Origin of the sequence: Devosia oryziradicis (assembly GCF_016698645.1) — a bacterium.
Classification (GTDB): domain Bacteria; phylum Pseudomonadota; class Alphaproteobacteria; order Rhizobiales; family Devosiaceae; genus Devosia; species Devosia oryziradicis.
The window spans coordinates 1319345-1339915 of the sequence record NZ_CP068047.1 but is presented as its reverse complement, the minus strand read 5'-3'; the positions used below and the strand labels follow the sequence as shown (position 1 = coordinate 1339915).

The 20571-nt window shown below is 65.4% G+C and carries 20 protein-coding genes; 10 read left to right on the top strand and 10 right to left on the bottom strand.

The window, feature by feature from the left end; genetic code table 11:
* Nucleotides 1–4: 4 nt before the first annotated feature.
* The gene (locus tag JI749_RS06770; protein WP_201661239.1) at nucleotides 5–1210 is read right to left on the bottom strand and encodes an efflux RND transporter periplasmic adaptor subunit; all 1206 of its coding nucleotides are present in this window, start codon (nucleotides 1208–1210) and stop codon (nucleotides 5–7) included.
* Between the two features lie 181 nt (nucleotides 1211–1391).
* On the opposite strand from JI749_RS06770, the gene JI749_RS06765 reads away from it, so the two are divergent.
* The 5 genes from JI749_RS06765 (at nucleotide 1392) to JI749_RS06745 (ending at nucleotide 6783) form a co-directional block, all read left to right on the top strand.
* Complete coding sequence (locus tag JI749_RS06765; protein WP_201661236.1) at nucleotides 1392–2168, top strand: SDR family NAD(P)-dependent oxidoreductase; 777 nt, start codon at nucleotides 1392–1394, stop codon at nucleotides 2166–2168.
* A gap of 54 nt (nucleotides 2169–2222) precedes the next feature.
* Nucleotides 2223–4430 carry a sensor histidine kinase gene (locus tag JI749_RS06760; protein WP_201661233.1) on the top strand — a complete coding sequence of 736 codons (2208 nt, stop codon included), beginning with the start codon at nucleotides 2223–2225 and terminating at the stop codon, nucleotides 4428–4430.
* Nucleotides 4427–5083 carry a LuxR C-terminal-related transcriptional regulator gene (locus tag JI749_RS06755; protein ID WP_201661230.1) on the top strand — a complete coding sequence of 219 codons (657 nt, stop codon included), beginning with the start codon at nucleotides 4427–4429 and terminating at the stop codon, nucleotides 5081–5083. The genes JI749_RS06760 and JI749_RS06755 overlap by 4 nt, the downstream gene beginning before the upstream one ends.
* A 126-nt stretch (nucleotides 5084–5209) precedes the next feature.
* The gene (locus JI749_RS06750) at nucleotides 5210–5917 is read left to right on the top strand and encodes a hypothetical protein (protein WP_201661227.1); all 708 of its coding nucleotides are present in this window, start codon (nucleotides 5210–5212) and stop codon (nucleotides 5915–5917) included.
* A complete protein-coding gene (locus JI749_RS06745) occupies nucleotides 5914–6783 on the top strand; it encodes a hypothetical protein (RefSeq protein WP_201661224.1) in 870 nt (289 codons plus the stop codon). The genes JI749_RS06750 and JI749_RS06745 overlap by 4 nt, the downstream gene beginning before the upstream one ends.
* Here the strand turns inward: JI749_RS06745 and JI749_RS06740 are convergent.
* Nucleotides 6780–7823, bottom strand: a complete 1044-nt coding sequence (locus JI749_RS06740; protein ID WP_201661221.1) for an Ldh family oxidoreductase — start codon at nucleotides 7821–7823, stop codon at nucleotides 6780–6782. The two genes, JI749_RS06745 and JI749_RS06740, sit on opposite strands and share 4 nt — an antisense overlap.
* A gap of 205 nt (nucleotides 7824–8028) precedes the next feature.
* Between JI749_RS06740 and JI749_RS06735 the strand changes: the two genes are divergently transcribed.
* The 3 genes from JI749_RS06735 (at nucleotide 8029) to JI749_RS06725 (ending at nucleotide 11550) form a co-directional block, all read left to right on the top strand.
* Nucleotides 8029–8922 (top strand): aromatic ring-hydroxylating oxygenase subunit alpha, encoded by an 894-nt coding sequence (locus JI749_RS06735; RefSeq protein ID WP_201661218.1) that lies wholly within the window; start codon nucleotides 8029–8031, stop codon nucleotides 8920–8922.
* 95 nt (nucleotides 8923–9017) lie between these two features.
* A complete protein-coding gene (locus tag JI749_RS06730) occupies nucleotides 9018–10724 on the top strand; it encodes a Rieske 2Fe-2S domain-containing protein (protein ID WP_201661215.1) in 1707 nt (568 codons plus the stop codon).
* Nucleotides 10725–10902: 178 nt separating this feature from the next.
* Entirely contained in the window at nucleotides 10903–11550 is a 648-nt protein-coding gene (locus tag JI749_RS06725; RefSeq protein WP_201661197.1) for a glutathione S-transferase family protein, read from the top strand.
* Between the two features lie 139 nt (nucleotides 11551–11689).
* On the opposite strand, the gene JI749_RS06720 is transcribed toward JI749_RS06725, so the two are convergent.
* From JI749_RS06720 to epmA, 4 genes are all read right to left on the bottom strand, one after another.
* Entirely contained in the window at nucleotides 11690–12814 is a 1125-nt protein-coding gene (locus JI749_RS06720) for a hypothetical protein (protein ID WP_201661194.1), read from the bottom strand.
* A 73-nt stretch (nucleotides 12815–12887) separates the two neighbouring features.
* Nucleotides 12888–13616: a phosphotransferase family protein gene (locus JI749_RS06715; protein ID WP_201661191.1), complete on the bottom strand. Its 729-nt coding sequence runs from the start codon at nucleotides 13614–13616 to the stop codon at nucleotides 12888–12890.
* Nucleotides 13617–14651, bottom strand: coding sequence for a lysine-2,3-aminomutase-like protein (locus tag JI749_RS06710; RefSeq protein WP_201661188.1), 1035 nt, complete (start codon nucleotides 14649–14651; stop codon nucleotides 13617–13619).
* A 130-nt stretch (nucleotides 14652–14781) separates the two neighbouring features.
* Nucleotides 14782–15837: an EF-P lysine aminoacylase EpmA gene (gene epmA / locus JI749_RS06705; RefSeq protein ID WP_201661185.1), complete on the bottom strand. Its 1056-nt coding sequence runs from the start codon at nucleotides 15835–15837 to the stop codon at nucleotides 14782–14784.
* A gap of 128 nt (nucleotides 15838–15965) precedes the next feature.
* On the opposite strand from epmA, the gene efp reads away from it, so the two are divergent.
* Nucleotides 15966–16535 (top strand): elongation factor P, encoded by a 570-nt coding sequence (gene efp / locus JI749_RS06700; protein WP_201661182.1) that lies wholly within the window; start codon nucleotides 15966–15968, stop codon nucleotides 16533–16535.
* Nucleotides 16536–16580: 45 nt separating this feature from the next.
* On the opposite strand, the gene JI749_RS06695 is transcribed toward efp, so the two are convergent.
* Together JI749_RS06695 and JI749_RS06690 are read right to left on the bottom strand one after the other, a co-directional pair.
* Nucleotides 16581–16805 (bottom strand): DUF2934 domain-containing protein, encoded by a 225-nt coding sequence (locus JI749_RS06695; RefSeq protein WP_201662637.1) that lies wholly within the window; start codon nucleotides 16803–16805, stop codon nucleotides 16581–16583.
* Nucleotides 16806–16854: 49 nt separating this feature from the next.
* A complete protein-coding gene (locus tag JI749_RS06690) occupies nucleotides 16855–17346 on the bottom strand; it encodes a YciE/YciF ferroxidase family protein (RefSeq protein ID WP_201661179.1) in 492 nt (163 codons plus the stop codon).
* 137 nt (nucleotides 17347–17483) lie between these two features.
* Between JI749_RS06690 and JI749_RS06685 the strand changes: the two genes are divergently transcribed.
* Nucleotides 17484–18206, top strand: a complete 723-nt coding sequence (locus tag JI749_RS06685) for a class I SAM-dependent methyltransferase (RefSeq protein ID WP_201661176.1) — start codon at nucleotides 17484–17486, stop codon at nucleotides 18204–18206.
* Nucleotides 18207–18226: 20 nt separating this feature from the next.
* Here the strand turns inward: JI749_RS06685 and JI749_RS06680 are convergent, their stop codons facing one another.
* Nucleotides 18227–18856 carry a ThuA domain-containing protein gene (locus JI749_RS06680; protein ID WP_201661173.1) on the bottom strand — a complete coding sequence of 210 codons (630 nt, stop codon included), beginning with the start codon at nucleotides 18854–18856 and terminating at the stop codon, nucleotides 18227–18229.
* Nucleotides 18853–20499, bottom strand: a complete 1647-nt coding sequence (locus JI749_RS06675) for an acyltransferase (RefSeq protein ID WP_201662634.1) — start codon at nucleotides 20497–20499, stop codon at nucleotides 18853–18855. Before JI749_RS06675 ends, JI749_RS06680 begins: the two co-directional genes overlap by 4 nt.
* Between the last annotated feature and the right edge of the window lie 72 nt (nucleotides 20500–20571).

Genomic DNA, 20571 nt, shown 5'->3' with positions numbered 1-20571 from the left:
GGTGTCAGCCGCCACCGCGCGGCCCGCCCATCATCATCATGCCGCCGCCGGGTGTACGGAAACCGCCGCCCTGCTGGGCACCAGCCGGACGGACAATAGCCGTGCCGCCGCTGACCACCTGTTCGCCTTCGTTGAGGCCACTCTTGATCTCGGCCATGACATTGTTGTTGAGCCCCACCTCGATCCGGCGCGGCGCGATAGTCTCGGTGGCCGGATCATAGACCGGAACCACGACATTGCCCTGCGGATCCTTGCGCGACACCAGGCCCGACGACAGCACCAGCGCGTCCTTGACCTCATCGAGCACGATGGTCACCTGCGCCGTCATGGAAATGCGCAGCTTGTGGTCGGGATTGGGCACGTCGAACAGCCCGTTGTAGTAAACCGCCGTGTCGCTGGAGGCCGTATCCGCGCTGATCGAAGTCGGCGCCGGCTCCACCTCGCGCAACGTTGCGTCGATCTTGACGTCAGGCTCGCCCAGAATGGTGAAATAGACCCGCTGGCCCGCCTGCACGCGCACCACGTCGGCCTCCGATATCTCGGCCTTGATCACCATCGTATCGAGGTCGGCGATCTTGACGATCGTCGGGATGGTCGAGTTGGCGTTGACCGTCTGCCCCTCGTCGACCAAGAGCGCAACGATGGTGCCGTCATTGGGCGCCACGATCTTGGTGCGCGCCAGGTTGAGCTCCGCCGATTCCACGCTGAGTTCGGACTGGGCAATCTGCGCATCGAGCTGGTCGATCTGTGCCTGCGCCGAATCCACCGCCGCTTGCGCCGTTTCGAGATCGGTCTGCGACACCAGGCTATTGGCACTCAGCTGCTGGTTGCGCGCCAGCGCAGCTTCGGCCTTGGCGAGCGTGGCCTCCTGGCTGCGCTTTTGCGCCTCGATCCCCGCCAGCACAGCCTGCGCCGTCTTGACCGCGTTTTCCTGGTCGAGGCTATCAAGCTCGACGATCAGGTCGCCCTTCCTGACGTCCTGACCCAGGACGACATGCACCGCCTCGATCCGCCCGCTGACCTCGGCACCCACGCTCACCAGCGAATTCGCCTCCAGCACGCCGGATGCCAGGACGGTGCGCTCGATGTCGGCCCGACCGACTACGACGGTATTGGGCACGGTTGCAGCCTGTGGCGCGGCCAGGAAATACCACCACGCCCCAAAGCCGGCGCCCCCGAGCACCAACAAGACCACCAACCACTTAGCCAAGCTCTTCAAACAGCCGATTCCCGCAAAAAATCATTTCGCCGCAGGATAATACGTCTGGCCGCCAAGTTCACGTTAGCACTTGGTAAGGTTGGAAACGTCCCAGCGAGATCCGACCCCGTTGACCGCGCCACCCCGTCCGGGCCACTTTGCCGGCCTCCCCTTCCGACTTCAGGACGTTCCCATGTACCAGCTGCTCGACCCCAGCCGCTTCGTCGTTTTCATCACCGGCGCCACGTCCGGCTTCGGCGCCGCCGCTGCCCGGCGCTATGTCGCCGCCGGCGGCAAGGTGATCGCGACCGGCCGCCGCCGGGATCGGCTGGTCGAACTGCAGGCCGAGCTGGGCGCGGAAAACTGCCACATCATCGAACTCGACGTGCGTGACCGTGCCGCCATGGAAAAGGCCATCGCCGCCATTCCCGCGCCCTTTGACCAGATCAACATCGTCCTCGCCAATGCCGGTCTCGCCCTCGGGCTGCAGCCGGCGGCAGAGACCGATCTGGACGACTGGCAGACCATGATCGACACCAATGTCTCGGGCCTGGTCTATACCGTCCGCCTGCTGCTGCCCGGGCTCATCGCCCGCGGCGGCGGTCACGTCGTCACCCTGGGGTCGGTGGCGGGTGAATATGCCTATCCCGGCGGCTCGGTCTATGCCGCCACCAAGGCCTTCGTGAAGCATTTCGCCCTGGCGATCCGCTCGGACCTGCAAGGCAAGAACGTCCGCGTCACCGATATCGAGCCGGGCCTCACCGAGACCGAATTCTCGCTGGTGCGCTTCAAGGGCGACGATGCCAAGGCAGCCAAGCCCTACCAGGGCACCAAGGCGATGACGGCCGACGACATTGCGGAGTCAATTTACTGGGCAACGACTTTGCCCGCCCATGTCAACATCAACAAGATCCAGTTGATGGCGACCACGCAAGCCATCGGTGCCTTCGATATCCACCGGGAACATTAAGACTATATTCACTATAGTCTTGCGCCACAGGGCTTTACGCCGTTTCATGCGGTCATGAAGCCCAGTTCCGCCACACCCAATCTGCTTCTCGCGACGGTCACGCTGCTCTGCGTGGTTGTCGTGGTGGTGGTGATTGCGGTGGCGACCGTCATGCCCCGCCTGGGCCTCACCCTGGTTTCCGGCATCGATGGGCAGGGCGTCTATGTCCTGCGCACCGATCCATCGTCGCGCCTGCATGCGCCCGTCGAGCGCTTTTCGGAACTGCTGGCGGTCGGCGACATCGAGGTGACGCCGCAGGACCTCATTCCCGAGCCCGACAGCCTCGAGACCTACGCGCAGTATGAAGTCTTCCTCGCGCGACAGACGGCGCTCTTCGAGCAGCTGGCTCAGGACAATGTCACCCTGCGATTGCGCGGTCCGCTCAACACCTTCACCACGGTTGTCGCCCACCCCGAGGGCTCGCCCCTGTGGCGCCTGCCCGACGGCTTCTGGGTGCAGTTGCTGACCGGCGTCGCCGGCACGTTGATAGCGGGCTGGGTATGGGCCTTGCGACCGCGCAGTCCGGGGCCCATCATGTTCATGCTGACGGCCATTGGCCTGCTCATGGCCACCGCAACTTCCGCGCTCTATGCCAATCGCGAACTGGCTATCGACGGCACGGCCTTTGCCGTCATGGTTGCCATAAACCACGTCGGCGTATTGCTGTTCGGCCTGGCCATGGTCGCCCTGCTGCTGAGCTATCCCCGCCAATTGGTGCATCCGCGCTGGTTCCTGGCCATTCCCCTCGCCATCGTCCTCTACATGGCCCTCGATCTAGCCCATGGCGGCCTGGGACCGTCGCAGCTCTATATCTTCGTCGCCCTTGCCATGCTGGGCATCATCGGCTGTGTCGGCCTGCAATGGTGGCGCACCCGCCGCAGCCCTTCGGACCGCGCCGCATTGGGCTGGCTGGGACTTTCCATCCTGGCAGGCTGCGGGGCCTTCACCTTACTCGGCGCCGCGCCGGTGCTGTTCGATACCCCCGCAGGCATTCCGCAAAGCCACGTCACCGGCGTCCTCGTCATCGTCTATGTCGGCCTGGCCCTGGGCGTCAGCCGTTATCGGCTGTTCGAGCTGGGCGACTGGTCCTACCGTATCCTGTTCTACACGCTAGGCGCCTTGCTGCTGTTGGCCGTCGATGCCGGGCTCATCTACCTCCTCAACGTTGAAGCCGCACCGGCTTTCGGGGTCTCGCTGCTGTTTGTCGGCTTCGTCTACCTCCCCGCGCGCGACTGGGTCTGGGATCGTGTCACGGCCCGTCGTCGTGTCGGCCAGGATGAGCTTTTCGGGTCTGCGCTCGACATTGCCTTTGCGCCGTCCCGCATTGCTGGCGCGCAGCAATGGCGCGCCTTGCTGGCTCGGTTGTTCGACCCGCTGGAAGTCGAGGATGTCGCTGACGCCGGCCCCCGGCCAACCGTCTCCGATGACGGCATATCCATGCTGCTTCCGGCCGTCGCTGGCGCTCCCCCATTGCGCCTGGCCTACCCCTTTGCCGGCCGCGGCCTGTTCTCGCCGGCCCATGTGAAGCTCGCGGAAAACCTCGTCTCGCTCACCATCCGTGCCGAAGAAGGTCGCGAGGCCTACATGCGCGGCGTAGGCGAGGAGCGCCGTCGCATGGCGCGCGACCTGCACGACGATGTCGGCGCCCGCCTGCTGACGGGCCTGCACACCGCCGACGAAACCACTCGTCCCACCCTACAGGCCGCGCTCAGCGATATCAGGGCCATTGTCAGCGGACTGGCGGGTGACGAAGCGAGCCTTGATCGTGTGCTCGCCGAAACCCGCCACGAGGCAGCCCGGCGGCTAGAAGCGGCCGGCATCGCGCTCAACTGGCCGCTTCCTGATACCGAAATCGATGCGATCCAACTCGATTATCGCCTGCATAAGGCGTTGACCTCGGCCGTGCGCGAAATCGTCTCCAACGCCATCCGGCATTCCGGCGCCAGCCATTTCACGGTGACGCCCACCCTGTCGCCCGGCCACCTGGCATTGCGCTTCGCCGACGATGGCCGCGGCATGCCGGCAGAAGCCCTGGCTGGCGAGACTGCCGGCTTTGGCCTGCGCAACCTGCGCCACCGCATCGAGGATATCGGTGGCCGCCTGACCCTGGCCTCTGAACCGGCGGGCACCAGCATCACGCTTCATATTCCGCTGGTTCTCACCGCCCGCACCCCGGAACCGGGGGTGCCTGATAACGCGCTTCCGCTTAACTCACCGGCATGACCGCTGATGCAATGCCGCCCCGTCTCTGCCTGCTGATCGAGGATCAGCCTCGCACCCGTGACTGGATGCTGGGCGTCCTGGCCGCCGCTTTTCCCGATTTGCGCATCGAAACCGTGGGCACGCTGAAGGCCGCCCATGCGTGGCTGGATCGGCACGGCGCAGGGCTGTGGCTCGCCATTGTCGATATCGGCCTGCCCGATGGTTCGGGGGTCGATATCGTTCGACGCCTGCAACGGGAGAATCCCGATGTACTTCCGGTCGTCGCCACCATCTACGATGACGATGCGCACCTGTTCGAAGCGATCGCCGCAGGTGCACGCGGTTACGTGCTCAAGGACGAGGAGGCCGATCTTCTCGTCAGCTATCTGCGCCGGATCGAGCGCGGCGAGCCGCCGCTGTCGCCATCCATCGCGCACCGTATGCTGAGCCACTTCCGCGCCCCGACCGTGGTCAAGGACGAAGCGGGCCTCAGCCCGCGCGAGACCGAAGTGCTGACCCTGCTCGCCCGCGGCCTCACTGTCTCGGAAACCGCGACGCGCCTGGGCCTGCAGCCGCAGACCGTCGCGTCCTACGTCAAGGTCATCTATCAGAAGCTCTGCATCACCAGCCGGGCCGAAGCCACGCGAGAAGCCGTCAGGCGCGGTCTGGCCTGACCACTTTGCTCGGCCGCCGGCAAGTGCCGTCCAAGGTCGTTCAGTGGCCTTGTCTTCAAATACACCCTCAAACCGGGGCTGACTGGCCGCACGTCCCGGTCTATCTCGGGCGCCATGGAGACTCCGATGAAGCTGACCCCTGCCCTTCCCATCCTGACTGCCCTCGGCATCGCCGTTCTCCTGCTCCTGCCGGCCGATCTCAGGGCTGCCCAGTCAGTTGATCTCTCCGACATGGCCACCTCATGCCTGGAAACGCCCCTGGATGACTGCAAGGTCTTCAGCGCCGGCTACCTCAACACGGCCAATTTCGACGACCGGGACGGCGCCCCGTTCCTCGCCTGGCAGACCCAACTGGGCTCGACGCCTACCGACGGCATCATCGGCGGCTTCGTGCTGTTCCAGCACGACGGCACCGGCTGGTCTGTCCTCGATTCCGGCTTTGACGGCTTCTTCGATGTGCCTCGCCTCAACCAGGAGAGCCTTCTTCATGTACCCGGCTATAGCCAGGGCACGGGCTCGTTCAATACCGATCGCCTCTACCAGTGGGGTGACCTCGGGGCGGCGGCGCCGCGGGAAGGCTGGAGCAAGATCGAAATGGATCAGTGGCTCAATGAGGTCGGCTCCCTGCTTCCGGCGGGGCTCGAAATCTGGAAGGGCGTCGAATACGATTTCTCCCACCCCTACTCCGGATTGGTCGCCCGGACCCCGCTCTGGCGCTCCGATGACGCAAACTGCTGCGGAACCGGCGGCAGCGCCGTCATCAGCCTCGACATCGTCGATGGCGGCCTGGTCGCGACAGGTGTCGCCTACACGCCTCCCGGCAAGACGAAATGATTGCCGTCGAGATCGCCCTGCGCACGATCGGGGCTTTCTACGTCTTCGCCGGACTGCTTGGCATGCGCTCCATGGTCATGGATTACGTCATGGACCAGATGCTTGCCGGCATAAGCCTCAAGCCCATCCCATTAAAGGATCGTCAGCGGCGCTGGCTGCTGGGCAGCAGCGTTCTCGCTATCGGCATGGGCGGTATGGCCCTGATGGTGCTCAGCCTGTGGGCCGTGCCACTCTTCATCTTTGCCGCGGCGACGCAGGCATTCTACCTGCTTTGGGCCCAAACCGCCTTCGCTCCCGAGGACAATGACGAGCGCAAGGGCCGCCGCCAGACGACAAACGCGGCCTGGCTCTTTGGAGCGGCCACCCTCCTGGTCTGCCTTGCCGGCGCCTATGGCCTGCTCCACCCGTGGCACGACCCCTGGGCACTCGCCATTCCGGCCACCGGCTTTGTGCTTCTCGGCACCATCGGTCGGCACCTGCTGTGGCAGGGCCGCGGCAGGAATGGATCGTCCTGGAACGACGACGAACCCGCCCCGCGTGAAATCCCACCACCGCCGGCCAGGGTGCGCCTCGCCCCTTCCTGGGGTGGCTACCCGTTGCGGGATGCGGACACCGGCGAAGGGGTCATCTATGATGACTACCTGCCCCTCGAATTGGCGGATCGGCTCTACGATTGGAGCCGCGCCTTCCACGCCGGCGAAGACTACGAAGTCCAAGAATTCTGGGCCGAGTTCGAAGATCCGGCAGCCGAAGCTGTGCACCGAGCCGAGGGCGACTCCATCGTCTCGGGCCTGCGCGCCATCTTCACTGCGGCCGAGGGCCCGATCTATCCTGCCGATATCCGCTATACCGGCTCCGCCGGCTAGAGCCCCAGGAAGCGCGCGGTATCTGGATCGACCGGCACTCCATCCTGCTGCCGCCGGGCCATCTCTTCCCATTCCCGATCGCCCGGCGCCATCACCCGCTCTGCGCCCTCGCGCACCGGCGCGCCGCGCAGGCTGGCGAGGTATCGCGTGACCATAGCGCCGAACAGGTCGCGTCCGGCGAACTTGTCCGGATCGATGACCAGCACGAAATGCCCCATGTTGCGCGGCGTTGAGATGTCGCCTCCGGGTCCGCCATACATAGGGATGAAGTCGGCATCGAGCGTCGTACCCGTCAGCAGGGCCGAAAACAGCGTCGCCACTCCTGCCAGCGCTGCACCCTTATAGCCGTATTCAGCGCCGCCCAGCGGCAGCAGCATTTCGGCCGCTTGCGGATCGGTGGTCGCCCGACCGTCCTTGTCTGCCGCCACCCCGGCAGGAAGCTCCAGCCCCAGCGAGCGATGCAGCAACACCCGGTTCATCGGGATCGACGATGTCGCCATATCGAGCAGCCACGGCTTGCTGCCGGGCACCGGCGCGGCGAAGGCCAGCGGGTTGGTGCCATGAAAGCGCGCGGCACCATCGAACAGCGCCACCATGGAGTCGGTGTTGGTCGTCGCAAAGGTGACAAAGCCCCGCTCTGCCCCGGCTAGCGCATAGGCGCCTGCCGCCCCCAGATGCGAGGAATGTTCGATGCCGACGGCACCCACCCCAGCCTCCAGCGCCAGTTCGATCGCGACGTCCACGGCCTTGTAGGCGGCGTAGTGGCCCAGTCCGTCATCGCCATTGACCATGGCGCTGCCAGGGCCCCGAACATCGACCTTCAGCTGCGGATTCTTGTTGAGCCGCCCGCCGCCAAGCATGGTGCAATAGTGCTCTGTCAACCGCACGCCGTGGCTGTCCACCCCCACCAGAGAAGCATGCAGCATCGCCCGCACCGCGGCCGCCAGCGACGCCTCGCTGGCACCTGCCCCTCTCAGCGCCGCCGCGACCTTCTGCTCCAGAACTGCTACCGGAAACCGCTGTGCCTGGTTACCCTGCATAACTCAAAGACCTCGCCCAAACGCGGCGTCACTCCCGCGGAGGCGGGAATCCACTCTTTCTGCTCACCGACGATGACTCGGTGCTGTGCGGACCTTACAGGCCACCACGGCATTCGTCATTCCCGCGCAAACCAGATTCCCGCTTGGCGGGAATGACACCGCCGATCGCGCGCACTATGCTCGACCCAACAGTTGAGACCGTTCCATGCCCTCCATCGATCCCACAACCCGCGACCTCTGGCAGGTCATCGCAGCCACCGACGAGATCGCGCCGGGCATTGTTGAGACCACCCTGCTGCTCGACACTCCCATCGCCCTGACCCGCGACAACGCTGGCAATCCCGTCGTGTGGCGCCGTACCGACGAGGAACAGGGCGACGAGGTCGATGCCGAGGCCATCCTCGACCGTCTCCCCGCCACGACCGGCTATGGCTATATCTGGACCAGCCTTGGCAATCCGCCCGCCGATCTCTTCCCCATCCCCGAATATGCCGAGGCCGATCGCAAGAACATGAGCTGCGGCTCCATCGGCATCCATGTCTCGGCTCCGCGCGCCGTCGAGAACTTCCTCGACATGGGCCACTTCCCCTATGTCCACACCGATATCCTCGGCGCCGAGCCCCATACCGAGGTCAAGGAATACGACGTCGAAGTGTCCGAGGAGCGCGACGAGGTGCTCGCCACCCGCTGCCGTTTCATCCAGCCGCGCGCCGCCAAGTCGGCTACTACGGCGATGGAAGTCGAATACGTCTACCGCGTGCCCCATCCCTTCTGTTCGGTGCTCTACAAGTCCTGCCCCGAAGACGAGTCGCGCCGCGACGTCATCGCCATTTTCCTCCAGCCCATGACCGAGGAGCGCTGCCGCGCTCACCTGCTGCAGTCGATGATCGACTCGACCTCGACCATCACCGACCTGCGCCGCTTCCAGCAGACCATTTTCGGCCAGGACAAGCCCATCCTCGAAAACCAGTATCCCAAGCGCCTCCCCCTCGACCCGCGCTCGGAAACCCCCATCCGCGCCGACAAGTCCGCCATCGCCTACCGCCGTTGGCTCAGCCAGAAGGGCATCACCTACGGCGTCATCCCGATGGCGTCGTAGTTGAGAGCAGGATCGGGTCGCCCCGTACGCCAGGGCGGCAGGACAACGACCTCATCCGATCGTGGCGCGATCCCTGACGAACCTCGGATGACTGCATGACCCTCTCCGTTTCCGACCCCACCTGGTACCCCATCGCTTCCAGCGAGGACCTGCCCTTCCGCCACGTCTATGCCGGTCAGCTCCTGGGTCGCGAGCTTGCCGTCTGGCGGGCCGATGATGGCAATGTCAACGTCTGGGAAAACCGGTGCCTCCACCGTGGCGTTCGGCTCTCCATCGGCATCAATGAGGGCGGCGAACTCAAGTGCCAGTATCACGGCTGGCGCTATGCCAACCGCTCCGCCGGCTGCACCTACATTCCCGCCCACCCCGCCGACGCGCCGGCCCGCCGCATCCAGAACCGCACCTATCCGGTGCGCGAGGCCTATGGCCTCATCTGGTCAGCGGCCAATGACGAGCAGGCCTTTCGTCCTTTCCCCGGCGCCGAAGGCCATGATTGGTTCGCCCTGCGCCCCATGCCCGTCAACGCCGCGCCCGAGGACGTGCTGGCCGCTCTCGCGGGCCTGGCGCCCGACGACCAGCCCGCCGATCTCCTGCCCGGCCTCGCCGTCCGTTTCGGCGGCACCTATTATTTCGTCCAGCCGGTCGATGCGTGCCGCGCCGTGATCCGCGGCCTGCTCGCTGAACCACCCGCCGAGCCGGTAGCAACGCTCCGCCACTACAACGAAACCCTGACTAAGCTGCGCGACCGCCTCGAGCGCGCCGCCCGCAAGAAGCCGGCGCCAGAGCCCCTGCAGCCGGCTTTCGACAAGGTCTCGGCCGACCTGGCGACCATGCCCGACATTGCCATCCCCAAGGGCAACACCATCACTGTTGTGGTCAAGCGCAAATGGACCAGCGCCGACGGCGTCATCGGCTTCGAGCTCGCCGCCCGCACCGGCCACCTGCCCACCTTCCAGCCCGGCGCCCATATCGACATCCACCTGCCCAACGGCATGACGCGGCAATATTCCATCACCAATGGCCCGGGCGAGCTGATGAGCTACATCATCGGCGTCAAGGCCGAGAGCGCCAGCAAGGGCGGCTCCAAGGTCCTGGTCGAAACCGTCCGCGAGGGCGACCTGCTCTCCATTTCCGAGCCGCGCAACAATTTCCCGCTGCGCCGCGACGCGACCCGCACCGTGCTCATCGCCGGCGGCATCGGCATCACGCCGCTGTTGTCGATGGCTCGCTTCCTCGACAAGTCGAGCCTGCCCTATGAGCTGCACTACTTCACCCGCGCCGGCGAAACCGTGGCCTTCCGCGCCGACCTCGAAGCGCTCCACGGCAAGGTGACCTTCCACACCGGCGTGCCGCGCGACGAAATCGGCGCCACGATCGCTTCGGCCCTCGGCCAGTGGAGCATGGCGCAGCACGTCTATGTCTGCGGCCCCGGCCCCATGCTCGAAACCGTCCGCGAAACCGCCGCCGCCCAGGGCTGGCCCGAAGAGGCGATCCACTTCGAATATTTCAAGAACGACAAGGTCATCGACAATTCGTCGGCCTTCGATGTCGAGCTGGCCCGCTCGGCCATGACGCTCCATGTTCCATCAGGCAAGACCATCATGGAAGTCATGCGCGACGCCGGCCTCACCGTCCCCAGCTCCTGCGAACAAGGCGCCTGCGGCACCTGCCTCACCACGGTCATCGAAGGCGACGTCGATCACCAGGACGTCTATCTCAACAATTCCGAAAAGGCCTCCAACCGCTGCATGATGACCTGTGTCAGCCGGGCGAAGTCCGCGCGGCTGGTGCTGGATATTTGATGATGATGTTCACCGGATCAGCAGTCGACACCCTCCCCCTTGCGGGGAGGTATCAAGGGTGGGGGATGTTTGACCCGGATATCGGGGCCAAACCCCACCCCCTCGCAACCTCCCCCGTCGAGGGGGAAGTGCCGCGCGGTAGACGTGGCCAGCCCGACGCCAGAGCCGAGGCCAACCTATGATCACCCTCTACGACTTCGAACTCTCGGGCAACTGCTACAAGCTGCGGCTGCTGATGAGCATCCTCAAGCTGCGCTACGACATCGTGCCGGTCGATTTCTATCCCGGCCGCCAGCACAAGGCCGACTGGTTCCTGCGCCTCAATCCCTTCGGCCAGCTCCCGGTGCTCAAGGACGACGATCTGGTCCTGTCCGATTCCGGCGCCATCCTGGCCTACCTGGCCCGGAAATACGACGAGACCGGCCTGTGGTTCCCCGACGATCCGGCCGTCACTGCCGAGGTGCTGCGCTGGCACGCGGTGGCCGACGACATCACCTCGACGGCGTCAGCGGCCCGCTTGGCGCTGGGCTTCTTCTACGATTTCGACGTGCCCAAAGCCCAGGCCGGCGCGCACCGCATCTTCCGGCTGATGGACGAGCATCTGTGGTTTGGCGAGCGCGAGGGCCGCGACTGGCTCTGCTCCCCGGCCCACCCCACCACGGCCGATATCGCCTGCTTCCCCTATGTGATGCTGAGCGAAGAAGGCGGCATCGGGCGCCAGGACTATCCCGCCCTGCGCCGCTGGACCGACCGCGTCCGCCGCATCCCTGGCTTCACCGTCATGTCCGGCATCTTCCCGGCGGGACAAGCTCTGGAGATCGCGTAGTCCCTCCCGGTCCCGACGTCATTCCTGCGCAGGCGGGAATCCATTCTTGCCTTGGGGCGATGCCAAAGAGTGGGTTCCCGCCTCCGCGGAATGCCGTCGGCACTAGCCCTCATGGTGAGGTGCGAGCCCGTACCCCGATCTAGGACTTGGTCTTGGTGGTCGCCGTCTTCCAGCTCGTATAGTCGTCGGCCGTGCAACCAAAGGGTGCCCTTCCGCCGCCAAACCGCGCCTCGAGCTGCTCGCAACCCCACAGGTTGAGCGGCTCGGGCATCATGTTGTTGATCTCCATGCCCAGCGATTCAAACGCATCGCCACCGCTGGTAACATAGTAGACCCAATAGCCCACCAGGCCCCCGATCAGCAGCACCAGCACGCCCAGGCCGGCCAATAGACCGCGCAGGGCCCGGCGTCCGGCCGAGGGCTTGGCTGGAACATTGGCGGCGAGGCCACCACGCCCTTCCTGCTCCACGTCGAACGTCGAGAGCGCCAGCTGTCGTTCCGCATCATCAAGTTCAAGCCGCTCCAATCCGCTATCGAGCAGCACCGGCAAACCCACATGCTCGGATTTGACCGCCACGCCAAACATCTTGCCCCTGGCATCGAGCGCCATCAGCGGCGCCTGCCCGGCAGCAAAGCGCGTGCGCACGACGTGGCCCTTGCGCTTGCCATTCTCGGTCGCAAAATAGCTGACGAAACCGGCGCCGCGCTTGTTGTCGATCCCGGCCACTTCGACCGGAACGACAACAAGCCGCCCTGGCGTCGCGGCTGCCCGGTTAGCCCGCCCGGCCTGCCACGCGCCCCAGAGCATGGCCACCACACCACCGACAAACACCAGCATGAACACCGCGAACACCGCCAGCCGGTTCCACAGCATCTCCAGCCCCAGGCTCAGCGTTGCCAACTCCGGCTTGCCGCGCGAAATCACCACATCGACTTCATAGTCGCCGCTCGAAAAATCGAGGAAGGCGAGCGAGACGTGGGTGTCATAGCTCTTGCCGTCATAGTCATAGACCAGTTGCGCCTCGCAATCGGTCAGCCCGCGGCGGGTACTGCATTCGCCATCCAGTACCTGGCCATTGGGCAGGGTCATCGGGTTTTGGCTGATCTGCAGATCGCGCCACAAGCCGGGCCCCTGCCATATGCCCAGGCCGATCGCCAGGCCAGCCAACATGACGATCGTAAACAGCATGGCTGCCGGTGCCGCTACCGGGCGCCCGGTGAGTGCGATCGACCGGTTGGGAAGGGGGAGGTCCACAAAACTCATAAGACAGACTCGCGAGGATCAATGGTGCCGGCCTTTTACGTGAGGCCTCCCGATCACGCAAACGCGAGGTAGCCTATCGCCGCGCCAGTTCCAGCAGCCTTTCCACCTCGTCCGGTACCCCCTCATCGAGCCGGGCGGCGGCCTGCACGGACAACCAGTCCAGCACCTCCGCACGTTCGAAAGTCGCGCTCTCGGTGTAGGCGTTGAGATAGAGCTCCGCCAGCTCAGGCACATGGTGCAGCATCAGCAGGTAGCTGCGGCAGACATCCGCGGCCGGCGACCCGCTCGTCGCATCGAGCCAGTCGATAATGGCGAGACCGTCACCATCGGCCATGATGTTGAACGGGTGAAAATCCCCGTGGCATAGCCGGTCACCATCGGGCAGGCGATCCAGGCGGTCGAGCAGCCGCACGCGGCTGGCGTCGTCGAGCTCTCCCGCCCGCCCGATCCGCACCGCCAACCGCTGCTTGAGCGGCATCAAACCGGCGCCGGACTGCTGGTGGATTTGGCGATGCAGCGCAGCAAAACGTGCAACGCCCGCCGGAAGTCCGTTACCGCCCAGCAGTTCGGCCAGCGGACGCCCAGGCATGCGGCTCATCACCAGGCCCCAGCGGCCATCAAGCTCGAAGACACCGAGCGATCGCGGCACCACCAGCGGGCCATCACGCAGCCCATCCAGCGTTGCCGCCTCGCGCTGCGCCTGCTCTGGACCGATCCCGGCCGCATAGAGCTTGACCACGTCGGGGCCCCACTCGAACACCTCGGCAACCCGCCCTGCCCCCAGCCGTCGCCCCAGTGCCATCTATCGGTCCTGCGGCGGGTAGCGATGCTCCTCGCCCTGCCAGTCCCGGACGGTGAAGCAGCCGTCGCCACCCGATATCGAGGCGGCCCCGATATCGGCCTTGCCATGCCCGCCGGGTATGTCGAGCACATAGGTTGGCTGAGCCAGCCCCGAGATGCGGCCGCGCAGAGCCGTCACCAGCGCCTGCCCCTCGTCGATGCCGATGCGGAAGTGGCTGGTGCCCGGGGCGAGGTCGGGGTGATGCAGGTAGTAAGGCTTCACCCGGTTTTCGACGAAGGCCCTCATCAGCTCGACCAGCGTCTCGACATTGTCATTGATGCCCCGGAGCAGCACGGATTGGCTGATCAGCGCCACCCCGCCATCCGCAAGCCGGGCTATTGCCCTGCGCGCCCCCGCCGTGAACTCGCGCGGATGGTTGGCATGCACGGCAAGGTAGGTGGTCTTGCCACTGGCCTTGAGCGCCTCGACCATGTCCTGGTCGATCCGCTCCGGCTCCACCACCGGCACCCGCGTGTGGAAGCGGACGATCTTGACGTGATCGATACCGGCCAGCCGCGCCATGATCTCGCGTAGCCGCCGTGGCGACAGCACCAGCGGATCGCCCCCCGTGAGGATGACTTCCCAGATTTCCCGATGATCGGCGATATATCCAACGGCCGCGTCCAGCTCCGGCGCGGTGAGCGTGCCGAGCCCCTGTGGTCCCACCATTTCGCGGCGAAAGCAGAAGCGGCAATAGACCGGGCAGACATGCACCGCCTTGAGCAGCACGCGATCGGGATAACGATGGACAATGCCCTCCACCGGCGAATGAGCGAGATCGCCAATCGGGTCCGCCCGCTCATCTGGCGTCGTCGCCAGTTCGGCCACATCGGGAACGAACTGCCGCGCGATCGGATCGTTGGGATCGTCACGGTCGATCAGAGCCGCCACGGCCGGCGTGATGCCGATGGCATATCGAGCCGCGACGGCGTCGAGATCGGCGTTTTTGTTGGTGAGGCCGGCCTCGATCAGCTGCTGTGTGGTTCTGATAAGCATTAGGCAGCCCCGACACGGATCGTCACCCTGGGGCTTGACCCGAGGGCTCTGCACTTACCAACGCCGCCCCAATTAAAGACCCCTCGGGTCAGGCCCGAGGGTGACGGCCGGTAGAGGGGCGGCAAGAATCTCATTCGGCCACCGGTGCCCACAGCACCGCCTCAATCCTCGGCGCACCGGTTGCCAGCATCACCAAGCGGTCGAAACCCAGCGCCACTCCGCTCGCCGCGGGCATCATCGCCAGCGCTGCCAGGAAGTCCTCATCGAGGGGATAGCGCTCCCCGTAAATCCGTTGTTTCTCGTTCATCTCGGCCGCAAACCTGCGCCGCTGCTCATCAGCGTCGGTCAATTCGCCGAAGCCATTGGCCATTTCCACCCCGCAGGCATAGAGCTCGAACCGCTCAGCCAGCCGCCGGTCATCCGCCGTCCGCCGCGCCAGCGCCGCCTCTGCCGCCGGGTAACGATCGAGCACCGTGATCCGCCCCATGCCCAGGTTGGGCTCCACCTTGTCGGTCAGCACCAGGCTGAAGAGGTAACTCCAGCTCCGATCCTCAGGCACCGCCATATCGAGCGCCAGCATCTGTTCTGCCAGCTTTTCTCCATCCGGCACGCCCTCCTCATCCATGCTCGCCAGCAGGTCGATGCCCGCATGGCGCATGAAGGCCTCCACGACGCCGATCCGCTCCGGCTCGATAAAGGGATCGCATTCCCGGTCCCTGAATCGCAGCGCTTTAACGCCCGTCGTCTCCGCTGCGACGCGCAGCAGCGCCACGCAGTCGGCAATGACGGCATCATAGGGCTCGCCCACCCGATACCATTCGAGCATGGTGAATTCGGGGTGATGTAGTGCGCTGCGCTCCCGATTGCGCCACACATGCTGCAGGCTTGCGATCCGCCGCTCCCCCGCGGCCAGCAGCTTCTTCATGGTGAATTCGGGCGAGGTGTGCAGGTACATCGCCTGCCCTTCACCGTCGTTGCCGATCATGACGGTGCCAAAGGCATGCAGATGTGTCTCGTTGCCGGGCGAGCGCTGCAGGCCGGGCGGGTCGACCATCAGGAAATCATTCTCGCCAAGGTAATCCCGCATGCGCGCTTCGATCCGCCCGCGCGCCAGCAGGATAGGCCGGCGGTCCAGGTGAACCTCTGGCGCCCACCAGGGCGATGGCTTGGTTTCAAACGAGCTCATGTGACCTTTGTGACGGCCGGGCTGGCGAATTTTGTCCAGATAGGGTAGTTGGCGCACCGAATAGCTCTTTCGGCGCCCGCGACGGCCCTGCCTCTACGACGCGCCACTCGATTGAACAAGGAAGAATAATGGTCAAGGTCATCGCCTCTTCGCTGCGCAAGGGCAACGTCGTCGAGCAGGACGGCAACCTGCACGTCATCCTGACGGCCGAAAACGTCCACCCCGGCAAGGGCAACTCGGTCACCAACGTCAACATGCGTCGCATTTCCGACGGCGTGAAGGTCATCGGCCGCTGGCGCACGGTCGAAATGGTCGAGAAGGCCGATGTCGACGAGCGCGAATACGACTACCTCTATTCCGATGGCGAGGGCCACCACTTCATGGAACCGGTCAGCTATGAGCAGCTTGTTGTGTCCGACGACGTCGTCGGCGACCAGAAGGCCTATCTGACCGACGGCATGAAGGTGTATCTCAAGACCTTCGAAGGCAATGCCATCGCCATGGAGCTGCCGCAGCGCCTCACCTTCGAGATCGTGGAAACCGAGCCGGTCGTGAAGGGCCAGACGGCCTCCTCGTCCTACAAGCCTGCCGTGCTCAACAATGGCCTCAAGGTCATGGTACCCCCCCATATCGGCGTCGGCACCCGCATCGTCATCCTCACCGAGGACAACTCCTACGTCGAGCGCGCCAAGGACTGATCGTGGCTTGCTCCAACAATAAAACGGGCCCCGCGGGGCCCGTCTTCATTTCTCGGCCTCGAGTTCCTGCGCAGCCTCGCGCCAGATTTCCTCGGCGCGGTCGACCGGCGTACCCTCGGCCAGCCATTTGTCATAGGCCAGCTCGCGCAGCAGCATTTCCTTGGCCGTGACCCAGTAGTGGAAGGCGCGCCCCTCTGGGCGGCCATCCTGCTCCCACAGGAAATAGGCTGTCTGCCGAATGCGGTCGGCCACCTGAGAATTTTTCCGCATGGCACGCGCTTCGAGGTTGGGCGCGGGTCACCCCCGCGCCCTGAGGGAACTAGGCGGCCTTCTGGTTCACGTTGGCCGTGGCGACCTGGCTCAGCTTCTTGTCGGTTGCCACCTCTTCCTGGAGGGTGGCGTCGAACAGGGCGACGGCATCCTTCATGCCAAGCTGGTTGGCCCAGGTCTTGAGGGTGCCATAGCGCGCGATTTCATAGTGCTCCACGGCCTGCGCCGCCGAGACCAGGCCGGCATCGAGGGCGACGGTGCCCTTGAATTCTTCCATGATCTCCTTGCCTTCCTCGAGAATGCCGAGGATGGCATCGCAGGTCTTGCCGCGAGCCGGCTTGCCGATCAACTCGAACACCTGCTCAAGGCGCTCGATCTGGCCCTGGGTTTCTTCCTGGTGCTGTTCGAAGCCGGCCTTGAGTTCCGGAGAGCTCGCGGCCTTCGCCATTTTCGGAAGGGCCTTGAGGATCTGCTTTTCAGCGTAATAGATGTCCTTGAGCGTATCGAGGAACAGGTCGTCGAGGGTCTTTTCGCTAGCCATGGTTCTGTCTCCGGTGAGGGGTAGGACGCTGCCCCATGAACGGCTATCCCCCCGCGAGGTTCCGGCCCGGAAAGAATCTATGCTGGCCACGGGCCGGGTGCCCGCATAGACTCCCCGCCGACCCTTCCGAGCCCGCCATGACCGCCTCGCTCTACCCTGCCGATTTCTACCAGCACCGTCGCGCCCACACCGCCCACGCCGCGCGGCGCATTCTCGATACCCTGCCCGCGGCCCTGCCCCGGCGCACCATCGCCGATATCGGTTGCGGCACCGGCACCTGGCTGGCCGCGGCGCTCGAACTGGGCGCCACTGCGGCCTTTGGCATCGAGGGAACCTGGGTCACCCCCGACATGCTCGACGATGCCAGGATTGCCTTCGCCCCGCAGGATCTGGAACAGAGATTCACCGGCCCGCGCGTCGACCTGGCCATCTCGCTCGAAGTGGCCGAACATCTTTCGCCGGCCCGTGCCGAGAGCTTCGTCGCCGATCTCGTCGCCCTCGCCCCGGCGATCCTCTTCAGCGCCGCCATTCCCGGACAGGGCGGCGTCGGCCATCTCAACGAGCAGTGGCACAGCTGGTGGGCCCAGCACTTCGCCACCCATGGCTACGCGGCTCATGACGTGATCCGCCCGGCCATCTGGACCGACGACGCCATCCCGGCCTGGTACCGCCAGAACGTGGTGCTCTACCTCGACGGCCCCACGGCGCAGTCCCTGTCGCTCACCCCGACCGAGCCCGCTTTGCTCGACCGGGCCCATCCCGCCTTCTGGGCCCGCGCTATCAGAGAACTGGGCTACGCCAACGCCCTGCCGGAATCCGAAGTCCTGCGACGGCAGGCCGAAGCGGCGCAGCAGCAGTAGCGAAGGATGGCCGCCTAGGGCTACCGCGCCGCCCAGACCAGCCCGCGCCGCAGGATTTCCCGCACCGGCCCGACCAGCTCATCTGCCGTATGCCCCAGCGACGAGTAGAATACCCGCCCCCGATCATGCGTCGTGGTGAACACGACGGGCATCACCACGTCTTTCCGCCACGGGTGGAACTCGCCCGAAAACACCGTCGTCGCATGCACGTCCACGGCCGGGTCGAAGTTGAGGTAATACTGCTCGCTACGGTGCTCGAAACTGCCGATCCCGGCCAGCAGCTCGCTCTCGCGGACATCCACCCCGTAGCTGATGATATTGCCCGGATGCTGCACCCAATAGACCCCCGCCATGTAGCGGAACGGCACGCAGGCGCGGAACGTCGTCGCCAGGCCCATATGGAACCCCGCCAGCCCGGTCCCAGCCCGCACGGCATCGACCAGGTTGCCAATGCCATCGGGCGCCACGCCATCGGTAATAACGGGCACGACAAGGTCGTAACGGCCGACATCTTCCGCGCCCAGAGCCTCGTAGCCGTTAGTCACCGTGACCGCAAAGCCCTCCGGCTCGAGCAGCTCACGCACCACATGGGCGCTCCGCTCGGGCGTATGCAGCTCCATGCCGCCCCAGACCACGAGTGCCTGCTTCATAGTCCTAGCCCTACCGCCTGGGTTCGGTGCACCCCCTTGGGCACGAACGCAAACTCGCCGGCGATCCCCAGCAGCTCGGCCGCCAGGTGCACCACCGAGAGCCACATTTCGGTCCCCTGCAAGCTCGGCTCCTGCCCATCGGCAAAAGCAAAGCCCTGCCCCGGCACCCAGCGTTCTTCCGCCCGCGCGATCACCGCCCGAGCAATCGCCTCGGCTTCCGCCCGCCGATAATCAGTCTGCCGCAGGCAGAGCAGCAGGGGATGGATGGTGTCGAGCAGGTTGCAGGCCGTGTAGGTGGGACCCGAAAACCCGCCATAATTGCGATAGTTCAGCAGCACCGAGTCGATCGCCCGCTCGGCATTGGGCACCGGCAGCCCGAACTGCGCATAGGTCCCGCGGGTCAAGCGATAAAAGCCGTTGACCGGCTGCAGCAGCCCCTCGTCGGCAGTGGGCGAACCCCAGAGCCCAGTCGCCCGATCCTGTTTCAGTGCCAGCCACCCGAACAGCGTCTCCCGCGCTCGACCGGTCGTAAAATACCGCGCGTTGTAGTAGAGCGCGGTGCCGATGGCATCCACCGCCGCGCCTGCGCTCCAGGCCCGCTCGCGCCAGGTCAGGCCCTCAAGCCAGTCGCATAGCGCGGTCGCCTCAAGCTCCACCGCGGCAACTGGGTGCCGCGGCTGTCCGCCCAGCACCTCGATGGCATAGCCGACCGACAGCACGTTGTAGAGCGCCAGGCCATCGTCGCGCATGGCCTGTCTGGCGGCCGGCGGCCGATGTGGATCGGGGAAAAGGCCGGTCACCGGATCCTGCATCGCCCGCAGTTCTGCCAGCGTCGCCTCCACATCCAAGCCTTCGGGCACTGCGCCGAACCCGGCCGCAATCTCGATCGCGTCGTTGCGATGCCGCGCACTGCGGCGCACTGTTCCATCAGCCTCACGCGATACATAGGCGTCGCCGTCCCGATGCCGCGCCAGCACCTCCGGCCATTGCGCCGCCGCGGCCCCGCCCAGGCGCCCCAGCGAACTTACAGCGTCGCCGCGAGCCGATTGCCCCCGATAACGCACCACCTTCGCGGGCACGCCGCCGACAATGGCCAGGGGCGGCACGTCCTTGCTGACCACCGCCCCCGCGGCAATCACCGCGCCCTTGCCCACCGTCACCCCATCGAGCACCACCGCATTGGCGCCGATCCACACATCGTCCTCGATGGTGATGCCCAGCGTCTCGTGCTTCTGCTTGTGTATAGGCATGTTGGGGTCGTCGAACCCGTGGTTGAACCCGACGATCGACACATGGCTGGCGATCCGCACGCCATCGCCGCAGCGCACCTTACCCGAAATCATCGCATACGGGTTGACCGTGCAATGCGCCCCGAATTCCACATCGCCGCGCACCAGCGCATGCCCGGCAATCCAGCTCGCCTCACCCAGCACCAGATGCGTGGTGAAGATCGCCGCCTCCGCGGCCACATAGGCAGTCGGATGAAAACGCGCCCCGGCAACCTCGGTCCAGTGCGCCTGCCGGGCCCGATGCTCTGGCGCATCGATGTCGGCCTGCGTCCGATCCCAGGTCAGGAATTGCAAGCGGGCTTCGTGTTCGGCATCGACGGTGACCTGCGGGTTTTCAGCGATATGCGGTTTCATCTTCACCAGCGCAAATGCCTCAGTCGACACCCTCCCCCTTGTGAGGAGGGATCAAGGGTGGGGGCGTTTGGC

What these genes read in the sequence shown, in the direction of transcription:
- JI749_RS06765 (WP_201661236.1), top strand. Translation starts at nt 1,392, where the DNA reads ATGTACCAGCTGCTCGACCCCAGCCGCTTCGTCGTTTTCATCACCGGC.
- JI749_RS06760 (WP_201661233.1), top strand. Translation starts at nt 2,223, where the DNA reads ATGAAGCCCAGTTCCGCCACACCCAATCTGCTTCTCGCGACGGTCACG.
- JI749_RS06755 (WP_201661230.1), top strand. Translation starts at nt 4,427, where the DNA reads ATGACCGCTGATGCAATGCCGCCCCGTCTCTGCCTGCTGATCGAGGAT.
- JI749_RS06750 (WP_201661227.1), top strand. Translation starts at nt 5,210, where the DNA reads ATGAAGCTGACCCCTGCCCTTCCCATCCTGACTGCCCTCGGCATCGCC.
- JI749_RS06745 (WP_201661224.1), top strand. Translation starts at nt 5,914, where the DNA reads ATGATTGCCGTCGAGATCGCCCTGCGCACGATCGGGGCTTTCTACGTC.
- JI749_RS06740 (WP_201661221.1), bottom strand. Translation starts at nt 7,823, where the DNA reads ATGCAGGGTAACCAGGCACAGCGGTTTCCGGTAGCAGTTCTGGAGCAG.
- JI749_RS06735 (WP_201661218.1), top strand. Translation starts at nt 8,029, where the DNA reads ATGCCCTCCATCGATCCCACAACCCGCGACCTCTGGCAGGTCATCGCA.
- JI749_RS06730 (WP_201661215.1), top strand. Translation starts at nt 9,018, where the DNA reads ATGACCCTCTCCGTTTCCGACCCCACCTGGTACCCCATCGCTTCCAGC.
- JI749_RS06725 (WP_201661197.1), top strand. Translation starts at nt 10,903, where the DNA reads ATGATCACCCTCTACGACTTCGAACTCTCGGGCAACTGCTACAAGCTG.
- JI749_RS06720 (WP_201661194.1), bottom strand. Translation starts at nt 12,814, where the DNA reads ATGAGTTTTGTGGACCTCCCCCTTCCCAACCGGTCGATCGCACTCACC.
- JI749_RS06715 (WP_201661191.1), bottom strand. Translation starts at nt 13,616, where the DNA reads ATGGCACTGGGGCGACGGCTGGGGGCAGGGCGGGTTGCCGAGGTGTTC.
- JI749_RS06710 (WP_201661188.1), bottom strand. Translation starts at nt 14,651, where the DNA reads ATGCTTATCAGAACCACACAGCAGCTGATCGAGGCCGGCCTCACCAAC.
- epmA (WP_201661185.1), bottom strand. Translation starts at nt 15,837, where the DNA reads ATGAGCTCGTTTGAAACCAAGCCATCGCCCTGGTGGGCGCCAGAGGTT.
- efp (WP_201661182.1), top strand. Translation starts at nt 15,966, where the DNA reads ATGGTCAAGGTCATCGCCTCTTCGCTGCGCAAGGGCAACGTCGTCGAG.
- JI749_RS06695 (WP_201662637.1), bottom strand. Translation starts at nt 16,805, where the DNA reads ATGCGGAAAAATTCTCAGGTGGCCGACCGCATTCGGCAGACAGCCTAT.
- JI749_RS06690 (WP_201661179.1), bottom strand. Translation starts at nt 17,346, where the DNA reads ATGGCTAGCGAAAAGACCCTCGACGACCTGTTCCTCGATACGCTCAAG.
- JI749_RS06685 (WP_201661176.1), top strand. Translation starts at nt 17,484, where the DNA reads ATGACCGCCTCGCTCTACCCTGCCGATTTCTACCAGCACCGTCGCGCC.
- JI749_RS06680 (WP_201661173.1), bottom strand. Translation starts at nt 18,856, where the DNA reads ATGAAGCAGGCACTCGTGGTCTGGGGCGGCATGGAGCTGCATACGCCC.
- JI749_RS06675 (WP_201662634.1), bottom strand. Translation starts at nt 20,499, where the DNA reads ATGAAACCGCATATCGCTGAAAACCCGCAGGTCACCGTCGATGCCGAA.